The organism is Duganella sp. BJB1802 (assembly GCF_013369445.1).
In the GTDB taxonomy this organism is placed as follows: domain Bacteria; phylum Pseudomonadota; class Gammaproteobacteria; order Burkholderiales; family Burkholderiaceae_D; genus Rugamonas; species Rugamonas vulcania_A.
Genome location: NZ_JABWEF010000002.1, coordinates 174,942 through 198,415 on the forward strand (window position 1 = coordinate 174,942; position 23,474 = coordinate 198,415).

Annotated in this window: 20 protein-coding genes and 2 tRNA genes; 1 reads left to right on the top strand and 21 read right to left on the bottom strand. The window is 64.4% G+C overall.

Features of this window, described 5'->3' with window-relative positions; genetic code table 11:
- Positions 1-5: 5 nt before the first annotated feature.
- From HUX88_RS03905 to HUX88_RS03945, 9 genes are all read right to left on the bottom strand, one after another.
- On the bottom strand, positions 6-1,673 hold the full coding sequence (locus HUX88_RS03905; protein ID WP_161091475.1) for a peptide chain release factor 3: 1,668 nt from the start codon (positions 1,671-1,673) through the stop codon (positions 6-8).
- Between the two features lie 81 nt (positions 1,674-1,754).
- Positions 1,755-6,425: a pilus assembly protein gene (locus HUX88_RS03910; RefSeq protein ID WP_176360913.1), complete on the bottom strand. Its 4,671-nt coding sequence runs from the start codon at positions 6,423-6,425 to the stop codon at positions 1,755-1,757.
- A 29-nt stretch (positions 6,426-6,454) separates the two neighbouring features.
- Positions 6,455-7,033 carry a hypothetical protein gene (locus tag HUX88_RS03915; RefSeq protein ID WP_229213425.1) on the bottom strand — a complete coding sequence of 193 codons (579 nt, stop codon included), beginning with the start codon at positions 7,031-7,033 and terminating at the stop codon, positions 6,455-6,457.
- On the bottom strand, positions 7,033-8,220 hold the full coding sequence (locus HUX88_RS03920; RefSeq protein WP_176360914.1) for a PilW family protein: 1,188 nt from the start codon (positions 8,218-8,220) through the stop codon (positions 7,033-7,035). The genes HUX88_RS03915 and HUX88_RS03920 overlap by 1 nt, the downstream gene beginning before the upstream one ends.
- A gap of 3 nt (positions 8,221-8,223) precedes the next feature.
- The gene (locus HUX88_RS03925) at positions 8,224-8,640 is read right to left on the bottom strand and encodes a hypothetical protein (protein ID WP_229213424.1); all 417 of its coding nucleotides are present in this window, start codon (positions 8,638-8,640) and stop codon (positions 8,224-8,226) included.
- A gap of 8 nt (positions 8,641-8,648) precedes the next feature.
- Entirely contained in the window at positions 8,649-9,290 is a 642-nt protein-coding gene (locus tag HUX88_RS03930) for a prepilin-type N-terminal cleavage/methylation domain-containing protein (RefSeq protein WP_176360915.1), read from the bottom strand.
- On the bottom strand, positions 9,278-9,703 hold the full coding sequence (locus HUX88_RS03935; RefSeq protein ID WP_176360916.1) for a type IV pilin protein: 426 nt from the start codon (positions 9,701-9,703) through the stop codon (positions 9,278-9,280). Before HUX88_RS03935 ends, HUX88_RS03930 begins: the two co-directional genes overlap by 13 nt.
- Before the next feature lie 98 nt (positions 9,704-9,801).
- On the bottom strand, positions 9,802-11,172 hold the full coding sequence (locus HUX88_RS03940) for a sensor histidine kinase (RefSeq protein WP_176360917.1): 1,371 nt from the start codon (positions 11,170-11,172) through the stop codon (positions 9,802-9,804).
- A complete protein-coding gene (locus HUX88_RS03945) occupies positions 11,169-11,852 on the bottom strand; it encodes a response regulator transcription factor (protein WP_117011379.1) in 684 nt (227 codons plus the stop codon). The genes HUX88_RS03940 and HUX88_RS03945 overlap by 4 nt, the downstream gene beginning before the upstream one ends.
- Positions 11,853-12,069: 217 nt before the next feature.
- On the opposite strand from HUX88_RS03945, the gene HUX88_RS03950 reads away from it, so the two are divergent.
- The gene (locus HUX88_RS03950; RefSeq protein WP_117017720.1) at positions 12,070-12,876 is read left to right on the top strand and encodes a Crp/Fnr family transcriptional regulator; all 807 of its coding nucleotides are present in this window, start codon (positions 12,070-12,072) and stop codon (positions 12,874-12,876) included.
- Here HUX88_RS03950 and HUX88_RS03955 read toward each other — a convergent pair.
- From HUX88_RS03955 to HUX88_RS04010, 12 genes are all read right to left on the bottom strand, one after another.
- Positions 12,773-14,323 carry a CHASE3 domain-containing protein gene (locus HUX88_RS03955; protein WP_117011381.1) on the bottom strand — a complete coding sequence of 517 codons (1,551 nt, stop codon included), beginning with the start codon at positions 14,321-14,323 and terminating at the stop codon, positions 12,773-12,775. The two genes, HUX88_RS03950 and HUX88_RS03955, sit on opposite strands and share 104 nt — an antisense overlap.
- Positions 14,324-14,452: 129 nt before the next feature.
- Positions 14,453-15,085 (bottom strand): response regulator transcription factor, encoded by a 633-nt coding sequence (locus HUX88_RS03960; RefSeq protein ID WP_117011382.1) that lies wholly within the window; start codon positions 15,083-15,085, stop codon positions 14,453-14,455.
- A 141-nt stretch (positions 15,086-15,226) separates the two neighbouring features.
- Positions 15,227-15,643: a MerR family transcriptional regulator gene (locus tag HUX88_RS03965; RefSeq protein ID WP_176360918.1), complete on the bottom strand. Its 417-nt coding sequence runs from the start codon at positions 15,641-15,643 to the stop codon at positions 15,227-15,229.
- Positions 15,644-15,660: 17 nt separating this feature from the next.
- Complete coding sequence (locus HUX88_RS03970) at positions 15,661-16,008, bottom strand: integration host factor subunit alpha (protein WP_019919772.1); 348 nt, start codon at positions 16,006-16,008, stop codon at positions 15,661-15,663.
- Between the two features lie 141 nt (positions 16,009-16,149).
- Positions 16,150-18,576 carry a phenylalanine--tRNA ligase subunit beta gene (pheT, locus tag HUX88_RS03975; protein ID WP_176360919.1) on the bottom strand — a complete coding sequence of 809 codons (2,427 nt, stop codon included), beginning with the start codon at positions 18,574-18,576 and terminating at the stop codon, positions 16,150-16,152.
- Positions 18,577-18,643: 67 nt separating this feature from the next.
- A complete protein-coding gene (pheS, locus tag HUX88_RS03980) occupies positions 18,644-19,663 on the bottom strand; it encodes a phenylalanine--tRNA ligase subunit alpha (RefSeq protein WP_117011385.1) in 1,020 nt (339 codons plus the stop codon).
- 104 nt (positions 19,664-19,767) lie between these two features.
- Positions 19,768-20,127, bottom strand: coding sequence for a 50S ribosomal protein L20 (rplT, locus tag HUX88_RS03985; protein ID WP_008449404.1), 360 nt, complete (start codon positions 20,125-20,127; stop codon positions 19,768-19,770).
- Positions 20,128-20,148: 21 nt separating this feature from the next.
- Entirely contained in the window at positions 20,149-20,346 is a 198-nt protein-coding gene (rpmI, locus tag HUX88_RS03990; protein WP_008449407.1) for a 50S ribosomal protein L35, read from the bottom strand.
- A 212-nt stretch (positions 20,347-20,558) separates the two neighbouring features.
- Complete coding sequence (gene infC / locus HUX88_RS03995; protein ID WP_071658961.1) at positions 20,559-21,098, bottom strand: translation initiation factor IF-3; 540 nt, start codon at positions 21,096-21,098, stop codon at positions 20,559-20,561.
- A 19-nt stretch (positions 21,099-21,117) separates the two neighbouring features.
- Positions 21,118-23,025: a threonine--tRNA ligase gene (gene thrS / locus HUX88_RS04000; protein ID WP_176360920.1), complete on the bottom strand. Its 1,908-nt coding sequence runs from the start codon at positions 23,023-23,025 to the stop codon at positions 21,118-21,120.
- Positions 23,026-23,221: 196 nt separating this feature from the next.
- Positions 23,222-23,298, bottom strand: a tRNA-Val gene (locus HUX88_RS04005).
- A 46-nt stretch (positions 23,299-23,344) separates the two neighbouring features.
- Positions 23,345-23,421 (bottom strand) — tRNA-Val (locus HUX88_RS04010).
- Positions 23,422-23,474: the final 53 nt, after the last annotated feature.

Here is a 23,474-nt window from a genome sequence, read left to right on the forward strand (position 1 = left end):
CGGTGTTAGACCAGTTTGGCCGAGTGCTCGCGGGTGGCGTGGAACTGCAGCTTCGGCCAGCGTTCCTGCGTCAGGCGCAGGTTGACGCTGGACGTGGCCAGGTAGGCCAGGTTGCCGGCGGCGTCGTAGGCGACGTTGTGGCCCAGCGCATCCTCGAAGTCCGACAGCGCTTTCTTGTCGTCGCTGGAGACCCAGCGCGCGCTGCTGATGCTGGTGCCTTCGAACACGGCGTCGACGCCGTACTCGTTCATCAGCCGGCTGGCGACCACTTCGAACTGCAGCACACCGACCGCGCCCAGTACCAGCTCGCCGCCCTGCACCGGCTTGAAGACCTGCACCGCGCCCTCCTCGCCCAGCTGCTGCAAGCCCTTGTGCAGCTGCTTGATCTTCAACGGATTGCGGATACGCACCGAGCGGAAGAAGTCCGGCGCGAAGTACGGAATGCCGGTGAAGGTCAGCATCTCGCCCTCGGAGAAGGAATCGCCGATCTGCATGTTGCCGTGGTTGGGCAGGCCGATGATATCGCCGGCGTAGGCCTCCTCCACCTGCTCGCGCGAGGACGCCATGAACGTCACCACCGACGACACCTTGATCTCGCGCCCCAGGCGCAGGTGCTTGACCTTCATGCCGCGCTCGAAACGGCCGGAGCACACGCGCAGGAAGGCGATGCGGTCGCGGTGCGCAGGGTCCATATTGGCCTGGATCTTGAACACGAAGCCGGTGAACGGCTCTTCCTTCGGATCGACCGAACGCACGGTGGCGTCGCGCTCGCGCGGGGCCGGAGCCCAGTCCACCAGCGCCGACAGGATCTCGCGCACGCCGAAGTTGTTGATCGCGGAGCCGAAGAACACCGGCGTCTGCACGCCGGCCAGGAACTGCTCCAGGTCGAACGGATGCGAGGCGCCGTGCACCAGCTCCACTTCCATCTTCAGCTGGTCCATCTCCAGCGGGAACATCTCCATCAGGCGCGGATTGTCGATGCCCTTGATGATCTCGAAGGCGCCGTCGGCCTTTTCCTCGCCGGCCTTGAACAGCATGATGGTGTCGTTGAGCAGGTGGTACACGCCGCGGAAGTTCTTGCCCATGCCGATAGGCCAGGTCACCGGCGCGCACTGGATCTTCAGCACCGATTCCAGTTCATCCAGCAGTTCCAGCGGATCGCGGGTCTCGCGGTCCATCTTGTTCATGAAGGTGACGATCGGCGTATTGCGCATGCGGCAGACGTCGAGCAGCTTGATGGTCTGCGCTTCCACACCCTTGGCGGCGTCGATCACCATCAGCGCCGAGTCGACCGCCGTCAGCACGCGGTAGGTGTCTTCAGAAAAGTCCTGGTGGCCCGGGGTGTCGAGCAGGTTGACCACGTGGTCGCGGAACTCGAACTGCATCACCGACGAGGCGACCGAAATGCCGCGCTGCTTCTCGATTTCCATCCAGTCGGAGGTGGCGTGGCGACCGCTCTTGCGCGCCTTGACCGTGCCGGCCATCTGGATCGCGCCCGAGAACAGCAGCAGTTTTTCCGTCAGCGTGGTCTTACCTGCATCGGGGTGGGAAATGATGCCGAAGGTGCGGCGGCGCTGGACTTCGCGCGCTATCAGCGCTGGCGTGCGGGCGCTGGCGGTGGCCGGGGCGTCGTCGTTATTCTCGGGTGTTGCGTTTTCGATATCGTTGACCATTTGTTCGCGATCTGAGGCGGGGCTGCAAAACCCTCGATTTTACCGATAGTTGGCCCCGCCGTGTGAACTGTTTGCCCCCGCCTACTCCCCTTTCACCCTGCGCCAGCCCGTGCGGTGGGCGTCGGGCGAGGTCTGCTCGGCCAGCGGCGAGGTCTTGTTGGTGCCGTCGGCCAGTGTGGTGATCATCTTCAGCTGGCCGTTAGGCAGGCGGATGATGATGAAGCCGACCGCCGCCGAGGTGTTCGACAAGGTCGCGCCGGCCGGATGGGTGCCGATCGCCTGGCCGTTGCAGACGTTGACCTGGTACAGGTTGCTGGAGCCGCCCACCGAGCACGACGACGACGAGGTCGGCAGGTTGGTCACCACGTTGGCCACGCCGCTGACGATCTGCGGGTCCAGGTTCATGCGCTCGCCGGCGTTGACCGACCAGTCGAAGTACCAGCCGTCCTTCTGCGACAGGTCGACCGGGTTGGCGGTGATCTGGTAGGTGTTGACGTTGCTGCTGGAGCCCAGCAGGCTCAAGGTCTGCTTGACCATGGTCGCGCCCCGGATGTCGCCGATCAGGGTGCCGCTGTCCTTGAGCAGGTACAGGCTCTGCACCGAGGTGTCGGTGGTGTCCGGCACGTCCAGCAGGCGGCCGGTGCCGAACAGCACCACCCGCACGCCGCCCGTGGTGACGGTCGGCACGCCGGCGACCAGGGTGGTGACCTGCACCGCGCAGGTGGTCACGTCCGGCCGCGTGGTGATCGGCTTGGAGGTGCCGGCGTTGCCCATCAGGTTGACCGTGATCGCGCCCGAGGCCGCGGTCAGGTCGAAGCGCCACATCTGGCCCTGGTTGTCGCCGCCGTACACGTACTGGATGCGCGGGTCGGCGCCGGGGTCGTTGCTGATGGCCGAGATCTTGGCCAGGCCGGACGGCGTGGTGGTGTCGCCCGAGTTGTTGCCGATCTTGTTGAGCAGCTCGCCGGTGTAGGCGTCCAGCACGTACAGGAAGCCCTTGCCGGTGCCGGTGCCGACGCCGTCGGTGCCGGGCACGTTGTTGTAGCCCGAGGTCAGGAACACCACCCAGCGGCCGTTGGCCAGGGTGCCGAACTGCGGGTTGCCGAAGGTCAAGCCGAGGTCGCCGTCGCTGAGCGCGCAGACGGCGGAGTCGGCGCAGAATTCCCACAGCTGCTTGGGATGGGAGGTGTCGGTGATGTCGAGCGCGTAGTAGCCGCGGCCGCCGCCGTTCAGGCCGGCCACCAGCACGGTGCGCCAGCCCAGCGCGCCGGCCTTGATGTCGGCCACCTCGGGCGAGCCGTCGGTGGTGAACTGGTGGTTGGTGCCGTAGGTGGTGCCGGCCAGCGCATACAGCTTTTTCATCGTGATGCGCGGCACGTAGGCCCACAGCTCGCCGCCGGTGGCCGAGTCGAAGGCGTGCAGCATGCCGTCGTTGGCGGCGGTGAACACCGCGCCGCTGCGGTGCGTGGGGTTGTTCGGGTTGCCGTAGGTGTCCTTGAAGGTGGCGTAGTCCGGGTCCGGATAGTCGTTGCGCGGGTCGCGCACGAAGGCCGGCTTGGACGAGGCGATGTCGCCCAGCACGATGGGGATAGGCCCCGAGGCGCCGGCCGGCGTGTTGAGCGTGAGCGTGTAGGCGCGGAACAGGCTGTCGTCGGCGTACTGCTGCTGGCCGCGCAGGTAGTTGACCATGTTGTTGCCGTCGTTGACGATGGCCTTGTCCGACGCCGACAGCAGCACGCATTGCGACAGCGACGCGCACTTGTTGGCGAACCAGCCCGCCGCCGGCCCGGTCATGTTGGCGTAGCGGAAGTCGCTCGGCGTGCTGGCGTTGCCGCCGGCCGTGTCGAACATGTAGATGGTGCGGGTGTCGCTGCTGTTGCCGACCTTCTTGCCCAGCGTGTCGCTGGTGGTCCAGGTGGCGCTGTTGCCGACGCTGCCGTCGGTGCTGTCGATCTTCTTGTCCGACAGCTCGCCGTACCACTTCACGGTGGTGAAGGTGTCGGAGAAGATGTCGTTGTCGGTCAGCGTGATGTTCGGGGTCGAGGTGGCGGCCGCCGCGGCCGCGCCCACGTGCACCTGCATGTTCGACAGCGCCTCGCTCAGGCCGCCCACCACGTCCTTCGGATCCTGGGCGCTGAAGTACTTGCCGTGGCCGTTGATGGCCGCGTGCCACAAATCGTCGACCCGCTCCTGCACCGTGCTGGCGGTGTTGGTGACGTCCGGATCCGGCCACACATAGGCGCCGCTGCCGTTCCACGGGCAGCCGCTGGTGGCGGCGGTGATCAGGTTGTAGAAGTCGCCGCCAGTCTTGGGCGCGGTGTCGTAGTTGGGCTCGTAGGTCATCACGCCGTCCACGCCCAGGCCCAGCGTGTAGGTGTTCATGTGCAGGTGGGTGTTCTCGCCGCCGGCCGCCGGCACCGAGCCGGGCTTGCTCATGTCCGGCTCCAGCGACGGCCGCAGCGACACCGTGGTGGTGCTGGAGCCGCCGTTGTACCAGTGCAGCGCCACGTCCGAGATCGACGGCTGCGACTGCGCCCGCGTGTCGACGCAGCCGCGCGCCTGGGTGCAGAAGCGCGCCGGGTTCTCGACGTTGTCGTTGTTGACCACGTTGGCGGTGGAGCTGCCGTTCCAGTAGCCGTCGGTGGTCAGTATCATGAAGTTCTGCTGGCACGGGTACTGCACCACCTCCTGCCCGGCCGCGTAGTTGTACGGCGTGAGGTTGGAGAACATGCGGCCGACGTTGTCCATCGCGGTGCGGATCGGCGTCGAGCCCGAGGTGGTGGTGTTGTACAGCGTGGTGTACCAGCTGGCGCGGGCGCTGCCGGTGAAGTCGGCCGGCTTGAGGTCGATGGCGCCGCCAATGCCCGCGACCGACAGCCTGACGTAGCCGACCTTGTAGTTGGCGGTGATGGCCGAGAACGCGATGCCGATCGAGCTCTTCATCATTTGCAGCCGGCTCTTGTAGTAGACATACCAGTTGGCGAAGTTGTTCATCTCCTCGGCGTAGGTGCAGGTGGTGCCGGCGCAGTCGGTGCGGTCGGCGGCCTTCGGATAGGTCTGGCCGCTGACGATGTTGACCCGCACGAAGGGATTGGGCGCGCCGGAGCCGGCCGACAGCGCCGTGGTGCTGGTCGGGATGGTGTCGTTGACGGCCGCCACATAGCCGCTGGAACCGGTGCTGGCCCAGCTGATCGAGCCCTGGTTGTCCATCGTGAAGGCGCTGATGGTGGCGGTGTTATCGGTGGAGGCCCAGTTCAGCAGGCAGACGCTGGTGGCGGTGTAGCCGGCCGGGCAGTTGCTGTTGTTGCCCAGGTAGGCCTTGATGGTGCCGGTGGTGCCGATCTTGCCGACCAGCGCCGAGGCGATCTGCGACGGTGTCTGGCTCTTGCCCAGGCTCAGGTAGGTGGGCGAGCTATTAGACGCGCCGCCCACCAGCGTGGTGCCGGCGTAGCTCAGGTTCTTCAGGATGGCGGTCTGCGACGACGAGGTGACCGTGCCGGCGAAGGTGACCACCGCCCTGGCCGGCGCGTAGGCCGTCACCACGGTCGTTGGCGAGGTGACCGCGATGCCCCAGCCGGCGCGCGAGCTGTCCGACACGGTCACGCAGTTGCTGACGGTGACGCTGCCGGTGCAGCTAACCGGCAGCACCGCCACCAAATTGTCGGAGCTGAGGGCGATGCCGAACACGCTGCAGGCGGGCACCGTGGCCTGGCCGGTCGGGGTCTTGACGCAGGCGTAGTACAGGCTGGTGGAGGCGGCGCCCTTGCCCACCGAGGTGGCGATGATGTTGGCGGCCAGCGCGCTGGCCAGCGTCTGTTGCTTGATCAGGCTGTTGGTGCCGGTGGCGGCATTGACGGCGGCGTTGGTGATGGTGGTGCTGCCGTTGACCACCACGCTGCTGATGCTGAGCGCGCTGGCGGTGGCCGAGGCGCCGATGGCGATGGTGCCGTAGGACGCGGTGGCGCCGGCCGGCATCGAATAGCCGGGGTAGATGAAGGCCCCCACCCGCTTGCCCTGGCACTGGGTCAGCAGCTTGTCGCTGCACCAGCGCACCTTGACCGGCACCGGATAGCCGGCCGGGGCCGCCGCGCCGACGGCGGTCGAGACGCAGGTCTTCATGGTGTCGTCGGTGCAGTACTGGCCGACGCCGATGGTGTAGTAGTACGGGCCGGTGGTGATGGCGGTGGCGCTCTGGTAGGTGGCGTCCGGGTAGGTGTAGCTGGCGGTGTTGAACTGGCACACGCCGCTGCCGTTGCACCACTTCAGGTCGGGGAAGCCGGTCACCAGGTTGATGTTGGACGACACCGTGTTGCCGAACAGGTCGGCCTTGTGGGCGCCGAAGCCGTCGCCGCTGACCGAGGTCCAGTTACTGGTGTTGGCGGCGTTCTGCTCGGGATAGTAGCTGCCGTCGGACTTGATCGGCACCAGGTAGCGGATCTTGGGGTTGTAGTACTGCTTGTTGAAGTCCGGGCTCATGAACGGCGGGTGGCCGACCGCGCACGCGGTGATGCCGGCCTGCAGCGTGGCGGCGCTGCGGCACAGGTTGTCGTTGACGTAGTCCGGCGTGTAGGTCTGGTCCATCGAGCCGGAGTTATCGAACAGCAGCATCAGGTTGGGCTTGACGGTGCCGGTGCCGGTGATGTTGAGCAGCGGCACCTGGGCGATCTGGGTGGCTGCGGCCATGGCCGCCTGCGGTGCGCACAGCGCGGCGCCGAGCAGCAGGCCGGCCAGCGTCGAAGAGAACTTGTTCATGATGGCTTCCATTCAAAAAGACTGCGGCCTCACGGCCCTTTCATGACGACCGCCTGCGTGACCACGTTGCCGCCGCGCGCGCCGACGATGCGCGCCGTGACCACGTAGTGCAGCTGCGGCTGGTCCTGGTAGTTGGGGCTGTCGGCGCGGTTGCTCTTGCCGTACGACGTGGGCGACTTGGAGTTCGGCCGCGCCGAGGTCAGCAGGCAGCGGTTGCCGGGCGGGTTGACGGGGCCGGCGAAGTCGCACAGCCGGTGGATCACGTACTCGACCCGGTTGCCGGCCGCGTCGGCCGGCAAGGTGACCGAGCCGATCCAGAAGGCCGGGGTGCTGACGGTCCAGGTCGGCGTCAGCGTGGCGACGTAGCCGTTGGCCGGCTGGTTGTTTTCCAGCTGAGACGAGGTCGGTATCGAGCGCAGGTAGGCGAAGGCCGTGTGGATGCCGAGGTCGGCCGACTTGCTCAGCGCCGCGTCGTAGGCCAGGTTGGCCGTGGTCAGCGTGGTCGAGGTGCTGGACTTGAGCAGGTAGATGCTGCTGACCAGCATCACCGTCAGCATGATCAACATGATGGGCAGCGCGATGCCGCGCTGTCGGGAAGGCAGGCGCATCATGGCCTCCATTGGGAATTACGGATCTGCACGATGGTCTCGAACACGCGGTAGCGGTAGCACTGCCACGGCACCACGTCGCCCGCCACCGCCACGTTGACCTGCACCGGCGCCGCCGCCACGCCGGTCGGCACGCTGGTGGCGAACACGGTCGGCAGCACCGTGGTGGCGCCGCACTGCCCCGCCGAGTTCGGCTTCTCGGTGTTCTTGCTGCGCGCCACCACGGCGATCCGCACCGCCGCGATGCGCTGGTAGTCGCCGGGGCTGCCGACCACGCCGTCGCTGTCGGCGTCCACCATGGTGGCGCTCCACTTGGTGACCTGCATGCCGTCGGCGCCGGGGTTGGGGTCGTAGGCCTTGGGGCCGGGCGGGCGCGCGTCGAAGCCGTACTGGGCCTTGATGCTGACCACGTTGTCGGTCACCGACACGCCGGCCTGCTCGGCGCCGGCCAGCTCGGCGGCGCGCAGCAGCAGCACGCCGTTGGCCACCGTCCAGGTGTGGAAATGCAGCTGCGTCGGCGCGCCGAGGTTGTAGATGTAGGCCAGGTTCTGCTTGTAGGGCAAGGGCAGGCCGTCGATCGGATTGAAGCGGTAGCGCCCGCCGCTGCTGACCAGGATGGTGCTGTTGGTCCCGGCGCCGAAGCCGGACAGCTGGAACAGCGTGCACTGGCCGCTGCCCGGCGTCAACGGCGCCATCACCATCACGTCGCCGTCGTTGAAGGCGTAGGGGTTGCGGTTGTCGATGGTGAGCGTGTTGCCGACCGTGTAGTCGGCGAACAGCTTGACCGAGCCGGCGCCCGCCTGCGAGGTGCCGCTGTTGAAGGAGATCACGTCCGGGTCGGGGCCGTTGGACTGGATCACCGCCGCCGCCAGCGGCGTGAAGTTGGCGCCGTTGCGCTGCATGGTCGGCAGCACGTAGCCGTTGGCGTCGGAGAACACGGTGTCGCAGCCGGCCAGCATCGGATCGTTCAGGCCCCAGCCCGCCTCGGTGGCGTCGCTGCTGAGCGAGAACAGCGCCAGCATGCCGTTCTGCATGCTGTCCGAACCGCCCACGGCGGCATCCTTGTTCTGCTCGCCGCTGACCACCAGGCGGGTGGCGAACAGCAGCGCCAGCAGGCCGATCACCACGCTGACCATCAGTTCCACCAGCGAGAAGCCGCCACGGCGGCGGGACAGGGAGAGGTTCATGGTTCAGATCGCAATATAGGAGGTGACCAGATGCTGGTTGGTGACGCCGCCGGCCTTGCGCTTCCACTTGATGGAAATGTCGACCTGGACCCGCAGCTGCTGCGGCGTGACGGTGACGGCGATGATGGCGCCCGGGATCGCGGCCTGGGTCTCGTCCACCCACGGCTGGGTGGCGGCGGTGACGGCGCCGCCCTCGATGACGCCGTAGTTCAGCACGTTGTTGCTGTCGGCGTTCATCACGCCCAGCAGTTTTTCGCCGGCCAGCGTGGCCTCGGCGCGCAGGCTGGCGTCCGACAGCGCCGAGTAGGCGCGCGCCTGCAGGCCGATGGTGCCGAGCAGGCCGATGCCGAGGATGACGATGGCCAGCATCGCCTCCAGCAGCGCGATGCCGCCCTGGCGGCGGGAGGGACGGGGATGCATGGACGGTTTCATGGTGGACAGGCCCTGGTGTCGCTGGCGGGAAGGCGCGGGTCGCACTTGCTGGCCATGCCGGCCAGCGTGACCACCAGCGCCACCACCGGCACTTCGTTGGCGTATTTGGCGGCCGGATCCAGGCGCAGGCTGGTCAGGCGCTGGGCGAAGCGGGTGTCGACCCAGCCGATCGGGGTGTAGTAGACCTGCGAGCTGCCTTCCGGCTGAGTGCTCGGCAGCAGCACCTCCGAGTTCGGCAGCGATTCGGCCGCGCGGTACACCGACTTGTAGCCGGCCGCGCCCTCGGGATCGTTGGCGGCCGGGGCGTTGACCGTCGACCAGCCGGTTTCGGCCGCGCCGCACTGGGTGGCCGGCGAGACGAAGCAGATGTCGACCTGCCAGTCCATCTGCCCGCTGTTGACGTTGGGCGACAGCGAAATCCGGCTGAAGCTGTTGTGCATGACGGCCTGGCGGCGCGCCAGGCTGAAGCCGTCGGCGTAGAACTCGCTGGCGCTGCGCGCGCGGTTGCTCAGCAGCCAGTTGCTGGCGTTCGGGATGCCGATCGCCAGCATGAACGCGAAGATGGTCAGCGTCAGCAGCAGCTCCAGCAGCGTGAGGCCACGCTGGGGGCGCCGAGCCGGCGGCGTCAGTTGGAACATGCGCCACCCTTGTGGTCCACCCAGCACGAGGTGCTCACGCCCCAGCCGGTCGGGCTGCCGGTGGTGGCGTGGGTGCCGTTCTGGTCGATGGTGTAGACGAAGCCGTTCATCTTGCCGATGCCGGTGGCCGTCAGCGTGTAGCTGGAGGCGGTGGCCGCGCTGAGCGCGTAGCGGAAGTTGGGGGTGGCGACCGGGAAGGTGCTGACGCCGTCAAAGCCGACATAGGTGCGGTTGTTGGACCAGAACTGCTCGGCCGCCGGCTGGGCGCCGCCCAGCGCGGTGAACGCTTCGCTGAGGCGGCCCCGGGTCACGTAGTCGCTGTAGGCCGGGATCGCCACCGCCATCAGGATGCCGACGATGGCCACCGACACCATAATCTCGATCAAGGTAAAGCCCTGTTGGACACGCTTCATGGCCCGCTCCCGCTGACTGTTCACATGCCTGGAGTGTAGCGGGCCCAGCTTGCATTACCCTGAGGAAATGCTGACAAATTCCTGACAAGGGCAACTATTCAGGGAAAGTGCACGGAAAACAGCGCGCCCCGGCCGCCGGCGCCGTCGGCGATGGTCAGCGCGGCGCCGTGCACGATGGCGATGTCGCGCACGATGGCCAGGCCCAGGCCGCTGCCAGTGGTCTTGTCGTCCAGCCGCACGTAGCGGCTGAACACCTGCTCGCGCCGGGCCGGCGGGATGCCGGGGCCGTTGTCCTCGACCGTCAGCCAGCCGCCCTCGCCGTCCGGCCGGCAGGCCACCGTCACCGTGCCGTGGGGCGGCGTGTAGCGGATGGCGTTGTCGATCAGGTTGTCGATCAGGTCGCGCAGCAGGAAGCGGTCGCCCATGATGGTCAGCGGCCGCAGGTCGAAGCCGAGGTCGATGGACTTGAGCGTGGCGCGGTCGACAAAGGACTGCACCGCCTCCTCCACCAGCGCGTTCAGTGCCACCGGTTCGAGCCGGGTCTTCTCGAAATGGCCGGGCTCGGCGCGGGCCAATGCCAGCAGCTGGTTGGTCTGCCGTATCATGCGCTCGGTGGCCGACAGCATCAGCTTGACCGACTGCGCGGTCTCCGGCTCGGCGTGGCGCGCGCCCAGCCATTCGAGCTGGGTCTTGAGGCCGGCCAGCGGCGTGCGCAGCTGGTGCGCGACGTTGGCCAGGAACTCCTGGCGCGCCCGCGCGCCCTCGCCGACCTTGTCCAGCAAGCCGTTGAAGGCCGACACCACCGGCTCCAGCTCGTACGGCACCTGGGTGGCCGCGATCGGTTCGAGGTCGTCGCCGTCGCGGGCGTTGAGGCCGGCGCGCAGGCGATTCAGCGGCAGCAGGCCGTTGCTGACCGAGAACCAGATCAGGCCGACGCAGGCCAGCGCGAACAGCGATTCCAGCAGCACCAGCGCGCGCACCACGGCGTGGCGGATCTGGGTGCGCTTGCGCAGCGTCTTGGCCACGCCGATGTCGGCCTGGACCGGCGCGCCCGAGGCGACGGGCAGGCTCAGGCGCAGCGCCACGCCGCGCACCGCCTCGCCGCGCTGGCTGGCGTCGAAGGGCACGGCGCGCCCGGCCGCGTGCTGCGGTGCGGCGCCCGGCAGCGGCGGGAAGTCGGCGTCGCCGGCGATGGTGTGGCCGGCCGCGTCGCGCACCCCGAAGTAGACGGCGTCGGCGTCGTCGGTGCGCAGCACCTGCTCGGCCTGGCGCGGCAGGTCGATGCGCAATTGGCCGCCGTCGGCGCTCAGGCGCGCGCCCAGCGCGGCGGCGGCGTCGGACAGGCTCTGGTCGAAGGCTTGCTGGGCCGGCAGCCAGGCCAGCATGTAGGTCAGCGCGCCGCCGGCCAGGTTGATCAGCAGGATGGGCCCGATCAGCCATTTCAGCAGCCGCAGCCGGATGCTGTTCATTCCGCGTGCGCGGCCGGGGCCTGCTCCAGCATGTAGCCGAAGCCGCGGATGGTGCGGATCGAGACGCCGGCGTCGGCGATCTTCAGGCGCAGGCGCGAGATGTAGACTTCCACCGCGTTCAGGGTCAGGTCGTCGCCCCAGGGCAGGATGGCGTCGATGATCTGCTGCTTGGACACCACGCGCGCGCCGTGCTGCAGCAGGTATTCCAACACCGCCCACTCGCGCACCGACAGCTCGATGGTCTTGTCGCGCACGCGGGCGCGCTTGGCCGACAGGTCCAGCGCCAGGTCGCCCAGCGCCAGCACGGCCGGCTTGGGCGTGTTGCGCCGCGCCAGCGCCCGCAGCCGCGCCACCAGCTCGGCGGTGGCGAAGGGCTTGACCAGGTAGTCGTCGGCGCCCAGCTCCAGGCCGCGCACCCGGTCCTCGATGGCGTCGCGCGCGGTCAGCAGCAGCACCGGCACCTGGCTGCCGCGCGCGCGCAGGCGGCGCACCACCTCGAAACCGTCGATGCCGGGCAGGCCGATGTCGAGCACCACCACCTCGGTATGCTCGGCCCGCTGCAGCAGCGCGTCGGCCTGGGTGCCGTTGCCGACCACCTCGACCGCCATGCCGTGGCCGCTCAACACGCGGCTCAGGCCATCGGCCAGCACCGCGTCGTCCTCCACCACAAGTACATGCATGATCTGTGCGCCACTTGATTTGAATTTGTGCATTATGCACGCGCGCTGCCGAGAAAAATAGAGCTCGTGTAGGACCAGGACTACAAAGTGCCATGTTGCAAGCCTACACGGGTGCGTCCCCTCCTCTTATGTTCGCAATTTAACAAAGCCCTCAAAATTATGCCAACACTGAAGCACGCCTTTGGTGCTCTTGCATAGCCAGATTGTGAGGAACAAAATGAACAACACCCAACTTAACGCAACCGACAAAACCGCAGCGCCACGCATGACGGTGAACTCGAAAGAATTCAACGTTGCGTCACGGCCTGTTGTCAGCATCAGCGGCGCCCAGCAGAACGAGTTGCTGGCCGCGCTGCCCCGCGACGTGCTGGAATCGTTGTTTGAGCACCTGGAATTGGTGACCCTGCCCTTCGGCAAAGAATTGTTCGAGTTCGGCGGCGCGATGGACTACGTCCACTTCCCCACCACCGCCATCGTCTCGCTGCTGTACGTGATGGAAGACGGCGCCACCACCGAGATCGCGGTGGTCGGCCATGAAGGCGTGGTCGGCGTCTCGCTGTTCGAGGGCGAGCGCGCCATGTGCAGCGCCGTGGTGCAGGCGGCCGGCTACGGCTACCGCATGAAGGCCCAGCACCTGCGCGACGCCTTCAACCAGGGCGGCGCCCTGCCCGCGCTGCTGATGCGCTACAACACCGCGCTGTTCGCGCAGATGGCGCAGAACGCCGTCGGCGGCCGCCACAGCTCGATCGAACAAAAGCTGTGCCGCTGGCTGCTGGACCGCCTGGACCGCTCGCCATCGAACGAACTGAAGGTGACGCAGGAAATGATTTCCATCATGCTGGGCGTGCGCCGCGAAAGCATCACCGCCGCCGCCGGCAAGCTGCAGGACGAAGGCTTGATCGCCTACCGCCGCGGCAACATCACTGTGCTTGATCGGTCAGGCTTGGAGGCGTATGCGGGTGAGTGCTACAAGGTGGCCCGGACGGAATATGAACGTCTGCTGGTGGATGTAGCACGCTGCTAAGCACATCGCTGATGGCCGGTGGCAGCGTCGTCATGTCGGCGCGGCGCTCCTCCGCCGGCGGGCGGTTGCGCAAGGGAATAGAGACTTCAATACAAGTGCCGGCGTCGTTGCGGCCACGGCGGATGGTCAGCGTGCCGCCCAACAGCAAGGCGCGTTCGCGCATGCCCAGCAGTCCATGCGACATGGGCTTGACGATGTTGTTGGCGGCGATGCCGATACCATCGTCGATAATGCGCAGCATCAGCCCGCCCTGGTTGCGGCCCAGGGTGACGGTTACGCGGCTGGCCTTGGCGTACTTGCGGATATTGGTCAGCGATTCCTGCACGATGCGGAACAAGGCGATCGACAAATCGCCCGACTGGCGCGCGGCGCTTTCGATTTCGGCGGCCACATCGCAGTCGCAACGGACCTGGGCCAGACGGCTGAACTCGCTGCAATAGCTTTCGATGGCGGCGCACAGGCCCAGGTTGTCGAGCAGGCTCGGGCGCAGGTTCTCGACGATGCGGCGCTTCATTTCCACTGTTTCCACCAGCGTGGCGCGGGCGCGCTTGAGCTGGGTCGCCAGTTCGGGATCGGTCTTTTGCAATTGCTGGGTGACGGCGGCGATGTCCATGCTGATCGAGGTCAGGTTGGCGCCCATTTCGTCGTGCAGCTCACGCGACAGCCGCACCTTTTCCTCCTCGCTGATGCTGATCAGGTGGCGCGACAACACCGACAACTGCTCGGTACGCTGCTCGACCTGCGATTCCAGGTTTTCATTGGCGCTTTGCAGCGCGTGCTCGACCTGCGCGCGGTTGGCGAAACTGCGCCGCACCAGCTGGTAGAACATGACCAGCACAAAGATGGCCAGCGCGTTGATCCCCATGCCCAGCAACACGGCTTTCTGGTATTCCTGATAAAAGGTGGCGCTGCGCGTGACCAGCGTCTCGTTCTGCTCCTGCTCCATGATGACCACCTGCAGGCGGATCTCGTCCATGCTGGCGCGGCCGTCGCTGAGCTTGGCGATCTTGACGATCTCCTCCAGCCCGCCCTCGCGGTAGACGTCGATGGCCTGGCTCATGATGGAGAGGCGGCGGCGCACCAGCGTGTGCAGTTGCGCCAGGTTCTTCAGCTGCGACGGGCTATCGGCCAGCAGCTTTTCCAGTTCCTTGAATTCGATTTCGGTCTCGGCCAGCGCGGTCTTGGTCGGCCCCAGGTAGGCGTCGCGTCCGGACAGGAAGTAGCCGCGCATGCTGCTCTCGGCGTCGAGCACCAGCACGTTGAGGTATTGCAGGCGGTCGGCCACCCGGGCGGTCTGACCCAGCTGCACCTGCGCCCCGCGCAACGCTTGCAAATTGTGGAACAGGCTGAATCCGTTAACGATCAGCAGGAGCGCACAGGTCACGCACAAGACGGTCTTGTACAGCGGCAGGCGGTGATGCGGCGCTGTTTCGACGGTGAAATACATCCTGACGAGTTTCCTTCACAAGGGTTAATCCGGGGCGGACATACGCCACACTAGCCGGATTATAGTCCGATGGGGGAAGGCATGCTGAATGGGGCAGCGGCAACAGTGCGCGCCCCAGCAAGTAGCTTGCTAATCGAGGAGGTTGTTCTTCATGGCGTAGTAGGTCAGGTCGGAATTCGACTGCATGCCCATTTTTTCCATGATGCGGGTGCGGTAGGTGCTGACGGTCTTGATGCTCAGCGACAGCGCCACGCCGATGTCGGACACGGTGGCGCCGCGCGCCAGGCGCAGGAAGACCTGGAACTCGCGGTCCGACAACTCGGTATGCAGCGCGGTGTTCGGATCGCGGTCGAAGCTCTGCGCCAGCAGTTCGCCGACGGTCGAGCTGACATAGCGGCGGCCCTGGTACACGGTACGCACGGCGGAAATCAGCTCGTCGGCCTCGCATTCCTTGTTCAGGTAGCCGTTGGCGCCCATCTTGAACAGGTTCAGCGCGTACTGCTGCGCCGGATAGCCGGACAGGATCAGCACCGGCAGGTCCGGTTGGCCCTGGCGGATGGTGCGCAAGGTGTCGATGCCGCTCTGGTCGGGCATGGCGATATCGAGCAGCAGCACGTCGCAAATCTCGCGCCGCGCGATTTCCAGCGCCTCACGCCCGGTACCGGCTTCCGCCACCACGTCGAAATCGTCCGCGGACGAAAAAATCTGTTTGAATCCTGCTCTTACTATCTGATGGTCGTCACAAATGGCAACGCGTATCATTGTTTCCCCTCGTCTTGTCCGGCTGTTGCGCCATGGGCCCCAACGGACTTCACGCCACCGTCTATCAGCGTCGCTGATGTGAATAATGTTGAAATTATAGCAGCAATCATTCCGCCAGCCGCACTTCACGGCAGTAGTGCGCTAGGACTGCTTGAGCAACGTCAGTATCGCCAGCAGTTCGCCGCGTATCATGTCGCGGTCCAGCGGAGCAGGAACGTCCGCCGGCGGCTGGCCGTTGACAGCCAAGCCACCATCATACTCCGCCGCGGCGGCATCGTACGCGCGGCTGTCGAGCTTATTGCGGGCGCCGCTGATGGTGAAGCCCTGTTCGTACAGGAGTTCACGGATGCGGCGTATCAACAGCACCTCGTGGTGCTGGTAGTAGCGGCGGTTGCCGCGCCGTTTGACCGGCTTGAGCTGCGTGAACTCCTGCTCCCAGTAGCGCAGCACATGCGGCTTCACGCCGCACAGCTCGCTCACTTCACCGATCGTGAAATAGCGCTTGGCCGGGATCGGCGGCAGCACAACCAGTTCGGATTTGGCGAGGCGGTCATTCATCACGGCTCAGTCCCAGCTCAGGCGGCGCGCGCCATAGGATTGCTCTCTTCGACCATGCCCTTGAGTTTTTGGCTGGCATGGAAGGTCACCACGCGGCGCGCGGTAATCGGGATTTCCTCGCCGGTTTTGGGGTTGCGGCCGGGGCGCTGCGGCTTGTCGCGCAACTGGAAATTGCCGAAACCGGACAGCTTGACGGCTTCGCCGCGCTCGAGCGCATTGCGAATCTCGTCGAAGAAGGTCTCCACCATGTCCTTGGCCTCGCGCTTGTTCAGGCCGACCTGTTCGAACAACAGCTCGGCCAGCTCCGCCTTGGTCAGCGTAGGCAAATCTTTCTCTGCATCCTGGCGTACCTTGGCCACCTGCATGGCCCGATGCAAATCGGCAGCCAATGCGGATTGGAGTACGGCGGAATCGACGTCGTTATTATTAATTTTCCTGCCCTGCCTTATCTAAGAACGAATGAGTCCGGCACAGGCCGGACTCCCAGATGATCAAAAAAGTCGCTATCAAGTACGCAGACGGGCGCCGTGTTTTTGCGTGGCGGCTTCGCCGACCGCGCTCATCACCGCTTCCACCACATCGTCCTGCAGCGTATTTTGAGTATCTTGCAAGCTAAAGCGGAAAGCAAGCGATTTTTCGTCCGCCTCCAGTCCTTTGCCACGATATTCATCAAACAAAACAATGGCTTGCACGATCTTGCCATGTGGACTTACTTGCACTGCTGCATTAAACGCGTCCAGCAGATCTTGCGCTGGAACATGCTGCTTGACCACCACGGCCAGGTCGCGCGTGGCGCCCGGGAACTTGGAGATCTCGGCGTATTCTGGCACAGTTCGTTGCTGCAAAGCAACAGCATCGACCTCGAACACCACCGGTGCGTGCGGCAGTTCGTACTTTTGCAGCCAGCGCGGATGCAGCTCGCCGATGAAGCCGACCACTTTGCCGTCCAGCAGCACGTGCGCCGAGCGGCCCGGATGCAGCGCCGGGTGTTCTGCCTTGACGAAGCGCAGCGGCAGCGGCGCGAACAGGTGCTCCAGGTCGGCCTTGAGGTCGAAGAAATCGACCGCGCGGTTGTCCTGGCCCCACTGCTCGTCGGCCACGTTGCCGTAGGCCATGGCGGCCACGCGCTTGGGCTGGTGGTAGCCGGCCACGGTCAGCGGGCCGTCGGCCACGCTGTCGTCGCGCAGGTAGACCGCGCCGATCTCGAACAGGCGCACGCGGCTGGTCTTGCGGTTCAGGTTGTAGCGCACGTTGGCCACCAGGCTGCCGATCAGCGTCGAGCGCATCACGTTCATCTGGCTGGCGATCGGATTCTGCAGCTTGATCGGGTTGGCGTTGCCGCCGAAGTCCTGCTCCCAGGCCGCGTCCACAAAGCTCATGTTGACCACTTCCTGGAAGCCCAGGTCGGCCAGCTGGTGGCGTACGGCGAACAGCGAGCGGGTGTTTTCCGGCGCGATGATCATCGTGTTGGCGGCCACCGGCGCCACGGTCGGGATGTTCTCGAAACCGTAGACGCGCGCGACTTCCTCGATCAGGTCTTCCTCGATTTCGATGTCGAAGCGGTACGACGGGGCGGTCACCGAGAACACGCCATCGGCCAGCGTGAACGGCAGCGCCAGGCGGGTGAAGATGTCGGCGATGGTCTTATCGTCCAGCGCGACGCCGATCACTTTCTGGGCGCGGGCGGTGCGCAGTTGCACCGGCGCGCGCTGCGGCACGTTGACGATCTGGTCGTCGACCGGCCCCACCTGCGTGGTCGCCGTGCCGCAGATCTCGATCAGCAGCGAGGTGATGCGCTCGATGTGCTCGACCGTGGTCGCGTAGTCGACGCCGCGCTCGAAGCGGTGCGCCGCGTCGGTCGAGAAGTTGTACTTGCGGGCGCGGCCCTGGATGGCGTTCGGCCACCAGAACGCCGCTTCCAGATAGATCGATTCGGTCTCCAGCGAGACGGCCGTGGCGTCGCCGCCCATGATGCCGGCCAGCGATTCGATTTCCTTGTCGTCCGAGATCACGCCGACCCATTCGTCGACCGTGACGGTGTTGCCGTTCAGGAGCTTGAGCGTTTCGCCGGCCTTGCCCCAGCGGACGTTCAGGCCGCCGTGGATCTTGGCCAGGTCGAACACGTGGGTGGGACGGCCCAGCTCGAGCATCACGTAGTTGGAGATGTCCACCAGCGCCGACACCGAGCGCTGGCCGCTGCGCTCGAGGCGCTGCTTCATCCAGTCCGGCGTGGCGGCCTTGGCGTTCAGGTTGCGGATCACGCGGCCGGAGAAGCGGCCGCACAGGTCGGGCGCGGAGATCTTCACCGGCAGCACCTCGGCGCTGTTGACGGCGACCGGACGGAACGACGGCACATGCAGCGCCACGCCGGTCAGCGCCGACACTTCGCGCGCCACGCCCAGCACCGACAGGCAGTCCGCCTTGTTCGGGGTCAGCTTGATGGTGAACTTGAGGTCGTTGAGCGCGTAGTAGTCGCGGAAGTTCTGGCCGACCGGCGCGTCGTCCGGCAGTTCCAGCAGGCCGCTGCCCTCTTCCGACAATTTCAGTTCCTTGGCCGAGCACAGCATGCCCTGCGACTCGACGCCGCGCAGCTGGCCGACCTTGATTTCAAACGGCTTGCCGTCGGCGCCGGGCGGCAGGATGGCGCCGGCCATCGCGCACACGACCTTCAGGCCGGGACGCACATTGGGCGCGCCGCACACGATGTTGAGCAAGGTGCCGGTGCCGACATCGACCTGGCAGACGTTCAGGCGGTCCGCGTTCGGATGCTTGGCCATCTCGCGCACGTGGCCGACGACCACGTTGGAGAACGGTGGCGCCACCGCTTCGACCTCTTCCACTTCCAGGCCGGACATCGTCAGCAGATGGGCCAGTTCGTCCGAAGTCATCTTCGGATCGACCATGGTACGGAGCCAGTTTTCGGAGAATTGCATAATCAAGCCTTCAAAGATAGTCCGACGGGAGCGCGCGCCTCGGCGGCGCTCGACCGTTTCGTTATTGTTAGTTGAACTGCTTCAGGAAGCGCAGGTCGCCTTCGTAGAACAGGCGCAGGTCGTTGACGCCGTAACGCAGCATCGTCAGGCGTTCCAGGCCGGAGCCGAACGCGAAGCCGATGTACTTTTCCGGGTCGAGGCCGAAGTTGCGCACCACCGATGGATGCACCTGGCCCGAACCGGAAATCTCCAGCCAGCGGCCCTTCAACGGACCGGAACCGAAGGCGATATCGATCTCTGCCGACGGCTCGGTGAACGGGAAGTACGACGGACGGAAGCGCACCTGCAGGTCGTCGGTCTCGAAGAAGGCCTTGACGAAGTTCAGGTACACGCCCTTGAGGTCGGCGAAGCTGATGTTCTCGGCGATCCACAGGCCCTCGACCTGGTGGAACATCGGCGAGTGGGTGGCGTCGCTGTCGACGCGGTAGGTGCGGCCGGGCGCGATCACCTTGATCGGCGGCGTGTGGCTGCGGGCGTAGCGCACCTGCATCGGGCTGGTGTGCGTGCGCAGCAGCAGCGGCTTGCCTTCGCTGTCGTTGCCCTCGATGTAGAAGGTGTCCTGCATCGAGCGGGCGGGATGGTTTTCCGGGCTGTTGAGCGCCGTGAAGTTGGTCCAGTCGTTTTCGATTTCGGGGCCGTCGGCCACGTCGAAACCGATGGAGCGGAAGATTTCTTCCACACGTTCCCAGGTCCGCATCACCGGATGGATGCCGCCGCCGGCGCGTCCGCGGCCAGGCAGCGAGACATCGATGGCCTCGGCGTTCAAACGGGCTTGCATCTGGGCGTCGGCCAGCGCGTCGCGCCGGGCCGTCAGCGCCGCTTCAATCCGCCCCTTGGCAGCATTGATCAGGGCGCCCTGCGCCTTGCGCGCTTCAGGGTCGAGCTTGCCCAACCCCTTCATCAATTCGGTGATCTGGCCGGTCTTGCCCAGATATTTGGCTTTGGCATTTTCCAGTGCGGCGGCGTCATCTTTGACCGCGTCGAAATCCTGCACTGCTGAGGCGACGAGTTGTTCCAGGGAGTCCATGCGTTTTTCTTATCCTCAATCAAAAACGGGGCACAGGTTTCAACCTTTGCCCCGTTCTCAGTCGCGGACCCGTTGCCGGGATCGCGCGTCCAAATCAATGCGTATTAAGCAGCGATTTTTGCTTTCACAGCGTTGACAATCGCAGCGAACGCTGGCTTGTCCATCACTGCCATATCGGCCAGGACTTTACGGTCCAGTTCGATCGAAGCTTTCTTCAGACCATTCATGAAGACGCTGTAGGTAACGCCATGCTCACGGGAAGCGGCGTTGATACGAGCGATCCACAGACGGCGGAAGACGCGCTTCTTGTTACGACGGTCGCGGTAAGCGTACTGGCCAGCGCGCATCACTGCTTGCTTGGCAATACGGTATACCTTGCTGCGACGACCGCGGTAACCCTTGGCCAGGTTTAATACTTTTTTATGACGGGCACGAGCTGTAACCCCACGTTTTACTCTAGGCATAGTAACTCCTTAGTTGTGAGATTAAGCGGTTGGCATCATACGCATGACGGACGTGACGTCCGAAGCGTTGATGTTACGGGTGCCGCGCAGCTGACGCTTGTTCTTGGTGGTCTTCTTGGTCAGGATGTGGCGCTTGAACGCCATACCCGATTTAACAGTACCACCCGGACGCACGCGAAAACGTTTTTTCGCGGAGCTTTTGGTTTTCATTTTTGGCATAGCAATCTACCCTCTTGGGTAGCTCCATATCAAACAGGATTGCAGGTGGCGACACTACGTCACACTTAGATGCCTGCTTTCACTTGTTTTTGCAGCGGATGCGAGTCCACTACATTTACAACAGCCGGCAATTATAGACCAGATGCTGCAATTCTGCACCACAAATTATAAGAGGCGCCGGAGCGCCTCTTATGCTTGCGGTTACAACAAGATTACTTCTTTTTCTTAGGCGAAAGGACCATGATCATCTGGCGGCCTTCCATCTTCGGGAACTGCTCGACCTGGCCGTATGGCTCCAGGTCGGCCTTCAGGCGCTCCAGCATACGGAAGCCAATATCCTGGTGCGCCATTTCACGGCCGCGGAAACGCAGCGTGATCTTGGTTTTGTCGCCTTCATCCAGGAACTTGATGAGGTTACGCAGCTTGATATTGTAGTCGCCGTCATCGGTGCCCGGACGGAATTTGACTTCCTTCACGGCGATGATTTTCTGCTTCAATTTCGCTTCGTGAGCCTTCTTCTGCTCCGAATACTTGAATTTACCGTAGTCCATCAAACGGCAGACCGGCGGGACCGCGGTAGGCGCGATCTCGACCAGGTCGACGTTTGCTTCTTCCGCCAGGCGGAAGGCTTCGGCCAAACTCACGATACCGAGAGGCTCGTTATCGACCCCACTTAAACGCATTTCAGGGGCAGTGATTTCGCCATTGATGCGATGCGACTTGTCAGTAGCTATGGTGATTCCTTTTAAAATCTAATGAAGGACTGCGCGATCAGGCTTTGTTGGCGACGTCTTGCTGAAGTCGCTCGATCAGGGCATCGACGGACATGACGCCCAGATCGACATTGCCCCGTGCCCGCACAGCCACGGTATTGGCATCCCGCTCTTTATCGCCAACCACAAGAATGTAGGGCAGTTTTTGGACGGAATGTTCGCGTATTTTATAGGTTATTTTCTCGTTGCGCAAATCGGTCTGCACGCGGAACCCGCTCCGGCGCAGCTTTTCAGCCACTTGTGCCACATATTCGGCCTGCGCGTCGGAGATGTTCAGCACCGATACTTGCACCGGTGCCAGCCATGCCGGCAAGGCGCCCGCGTAGTTCTCGATCAGGATGCCGATGAAGCGCTCCATCGAGCCGACGATCGCACGGTGCAGCATGACCGGCACCTGGCGGCTGTTGTCGGCCGCCACATACTCGGCGCCCAGGCGCTCCGGCATGAAGAAGTCGACCTGCATCGTGCCGACCTGCCATGGGCGGCCCAGCGAATCCTTCAGGTGATACTCGATCTTCGGACCGTAGAACGCACCCTCGCCCGGCAATTCGGTCCAGGTCACGCCGCAGGCGCGCAGGCCCGAACGCAACGCGTCCTCGGCCTCGTCCCACACTTCGTCGGTGCCGATGCGGTTGTCCGGACGCAGCGCCAGCTTGACTTCGATGTTGTTGAAGTCGAAGTCCTTGTAGACTTCCATCGCCTGCGTGTGGAAGGACACCACTTCCGGCTCGATCTGCTCTTCGGTGCAGAAGATGTGGCCGTCATCCTGGGTGAAGCCGCGCACGCGCATGATGCCGTGCAGCGCGCCCGACGGCTCGTTGCGGTGGCACTGGCCGAACTCGCCGTAGCGCAGCGGCAGGTCGCGGTACGAGCGCATGTTGCTGTTGAAGATCTGCACGTGGCCCGGGCAGTTCATCGGCTTCAGCGCGTAGGAGCGGTTTTCCGACTCCGTCACGAACATGTTTTCGCGGTAGTTGTCCCAGTGGCCGGTCTTGCCCCACAGGCTGGAGTCCAGGATCTGCGGCGCCTTCACTTCCTGATAGCCGTTGACCTGGTACTTGTTGCGCATGTATTGCTCAACCTGCTGCCAGATGGTCCAGCCCTTCGGATGCCAGAACACCAGGCCCGGCGCCTCGTCCTGGAAGTGGAAGAAGTCCAGCTGCTTGCCCAGCTTGCGGTGGTCGCGCTTTTCCGCCTCTTCCAGTTGGAACAGGTACTGCTCCTGGTCTTCCTTCTTGGTCCAGGCGGTGCCGTAGACACGCTGCAGCATCTCGTTCTTGCTGTCGCCGCGCCAGTAGGCGCCGGCCAGCTTCATCAGCTTGAACACTTTCAGCTTGCCGGTCGACGGCACGTGCGGGCCGCGGCACAGGTCGGTGAAGCTGCCCTCGGTGTACAGCGACACATCCTGGTCGGCGGGAATCGACGAGATGATCTCGGCCTTGTAGGCTTCGCCGATGGACTTGAAGTAGGCCACGGCCTCGTCGCGCGGCAGCACCTTGCGGGTGACCGGCTCGTCCTTCTTGGCCAGCTCGGCCATTTTCTTTTCGATGGCGACCAGGTCGTCGGGCGTGAATGGACGCTTGTACGAGAAGTCGTAGTAGAAACCGTTTTCAATGACCGGGCCGATGGTCACTTGCGCATCGGGGAACAGCTCCTTCACCGCGTAGGCCAGCAAGTGGGCGGTCGAGTGACGGATCACGTCCAGGCCTTCGGGGTCCTTGTCGGTGATGATGGCCAGGTCGGAATCTTTCTCGATCAGGAAAGAGGTATCCACCACTTTGCCATCCACCTTGCCGGCCAGCGCGGCCTTGCCCAGGCTGGTTGCAATGCTGGACGCCACTTGTGCAACGGTGACTGGGCCGTCGAACTCACGGGCAGAACCATCGGGAAGGCGAACTGAAAGCATAGTGATCTCCATTTTCGGCACACGGGCCAGGTAGTGGTACAACGAATAATAAAAAACGCGGACGAAAAAAAACGCGGACTAGCCGCGTTTTCTCTTTTTTTGAGCAAAAGAATCCCGATCGACTAGCGTCACTCCCAAAGCTTGGTAGTAGTTCGCGGTGTCATAACCGGATTGCCTTTCTCGCTCTTACATGTTCTGGTGGGCGGTGCAGAATTCGAATCTGCGACCCCTTGGATGTCGACCAAGTATTCTAACCAGCTGAACTAACCGCCCGTGGTACTGCTATTTTACTGCGCTTTTACTGCTTTACTACGTAATCTGGTGGGCGGTGCAGAATTCGAATCTGCGACCCCTTGGATGTCGACCAAGTATTCTAACCAGCTGAACTAACCGCCCGAAGACCAGCATTATAGAGAGCGATCAGGAGAAAAACAAGGGCATTATTCGGA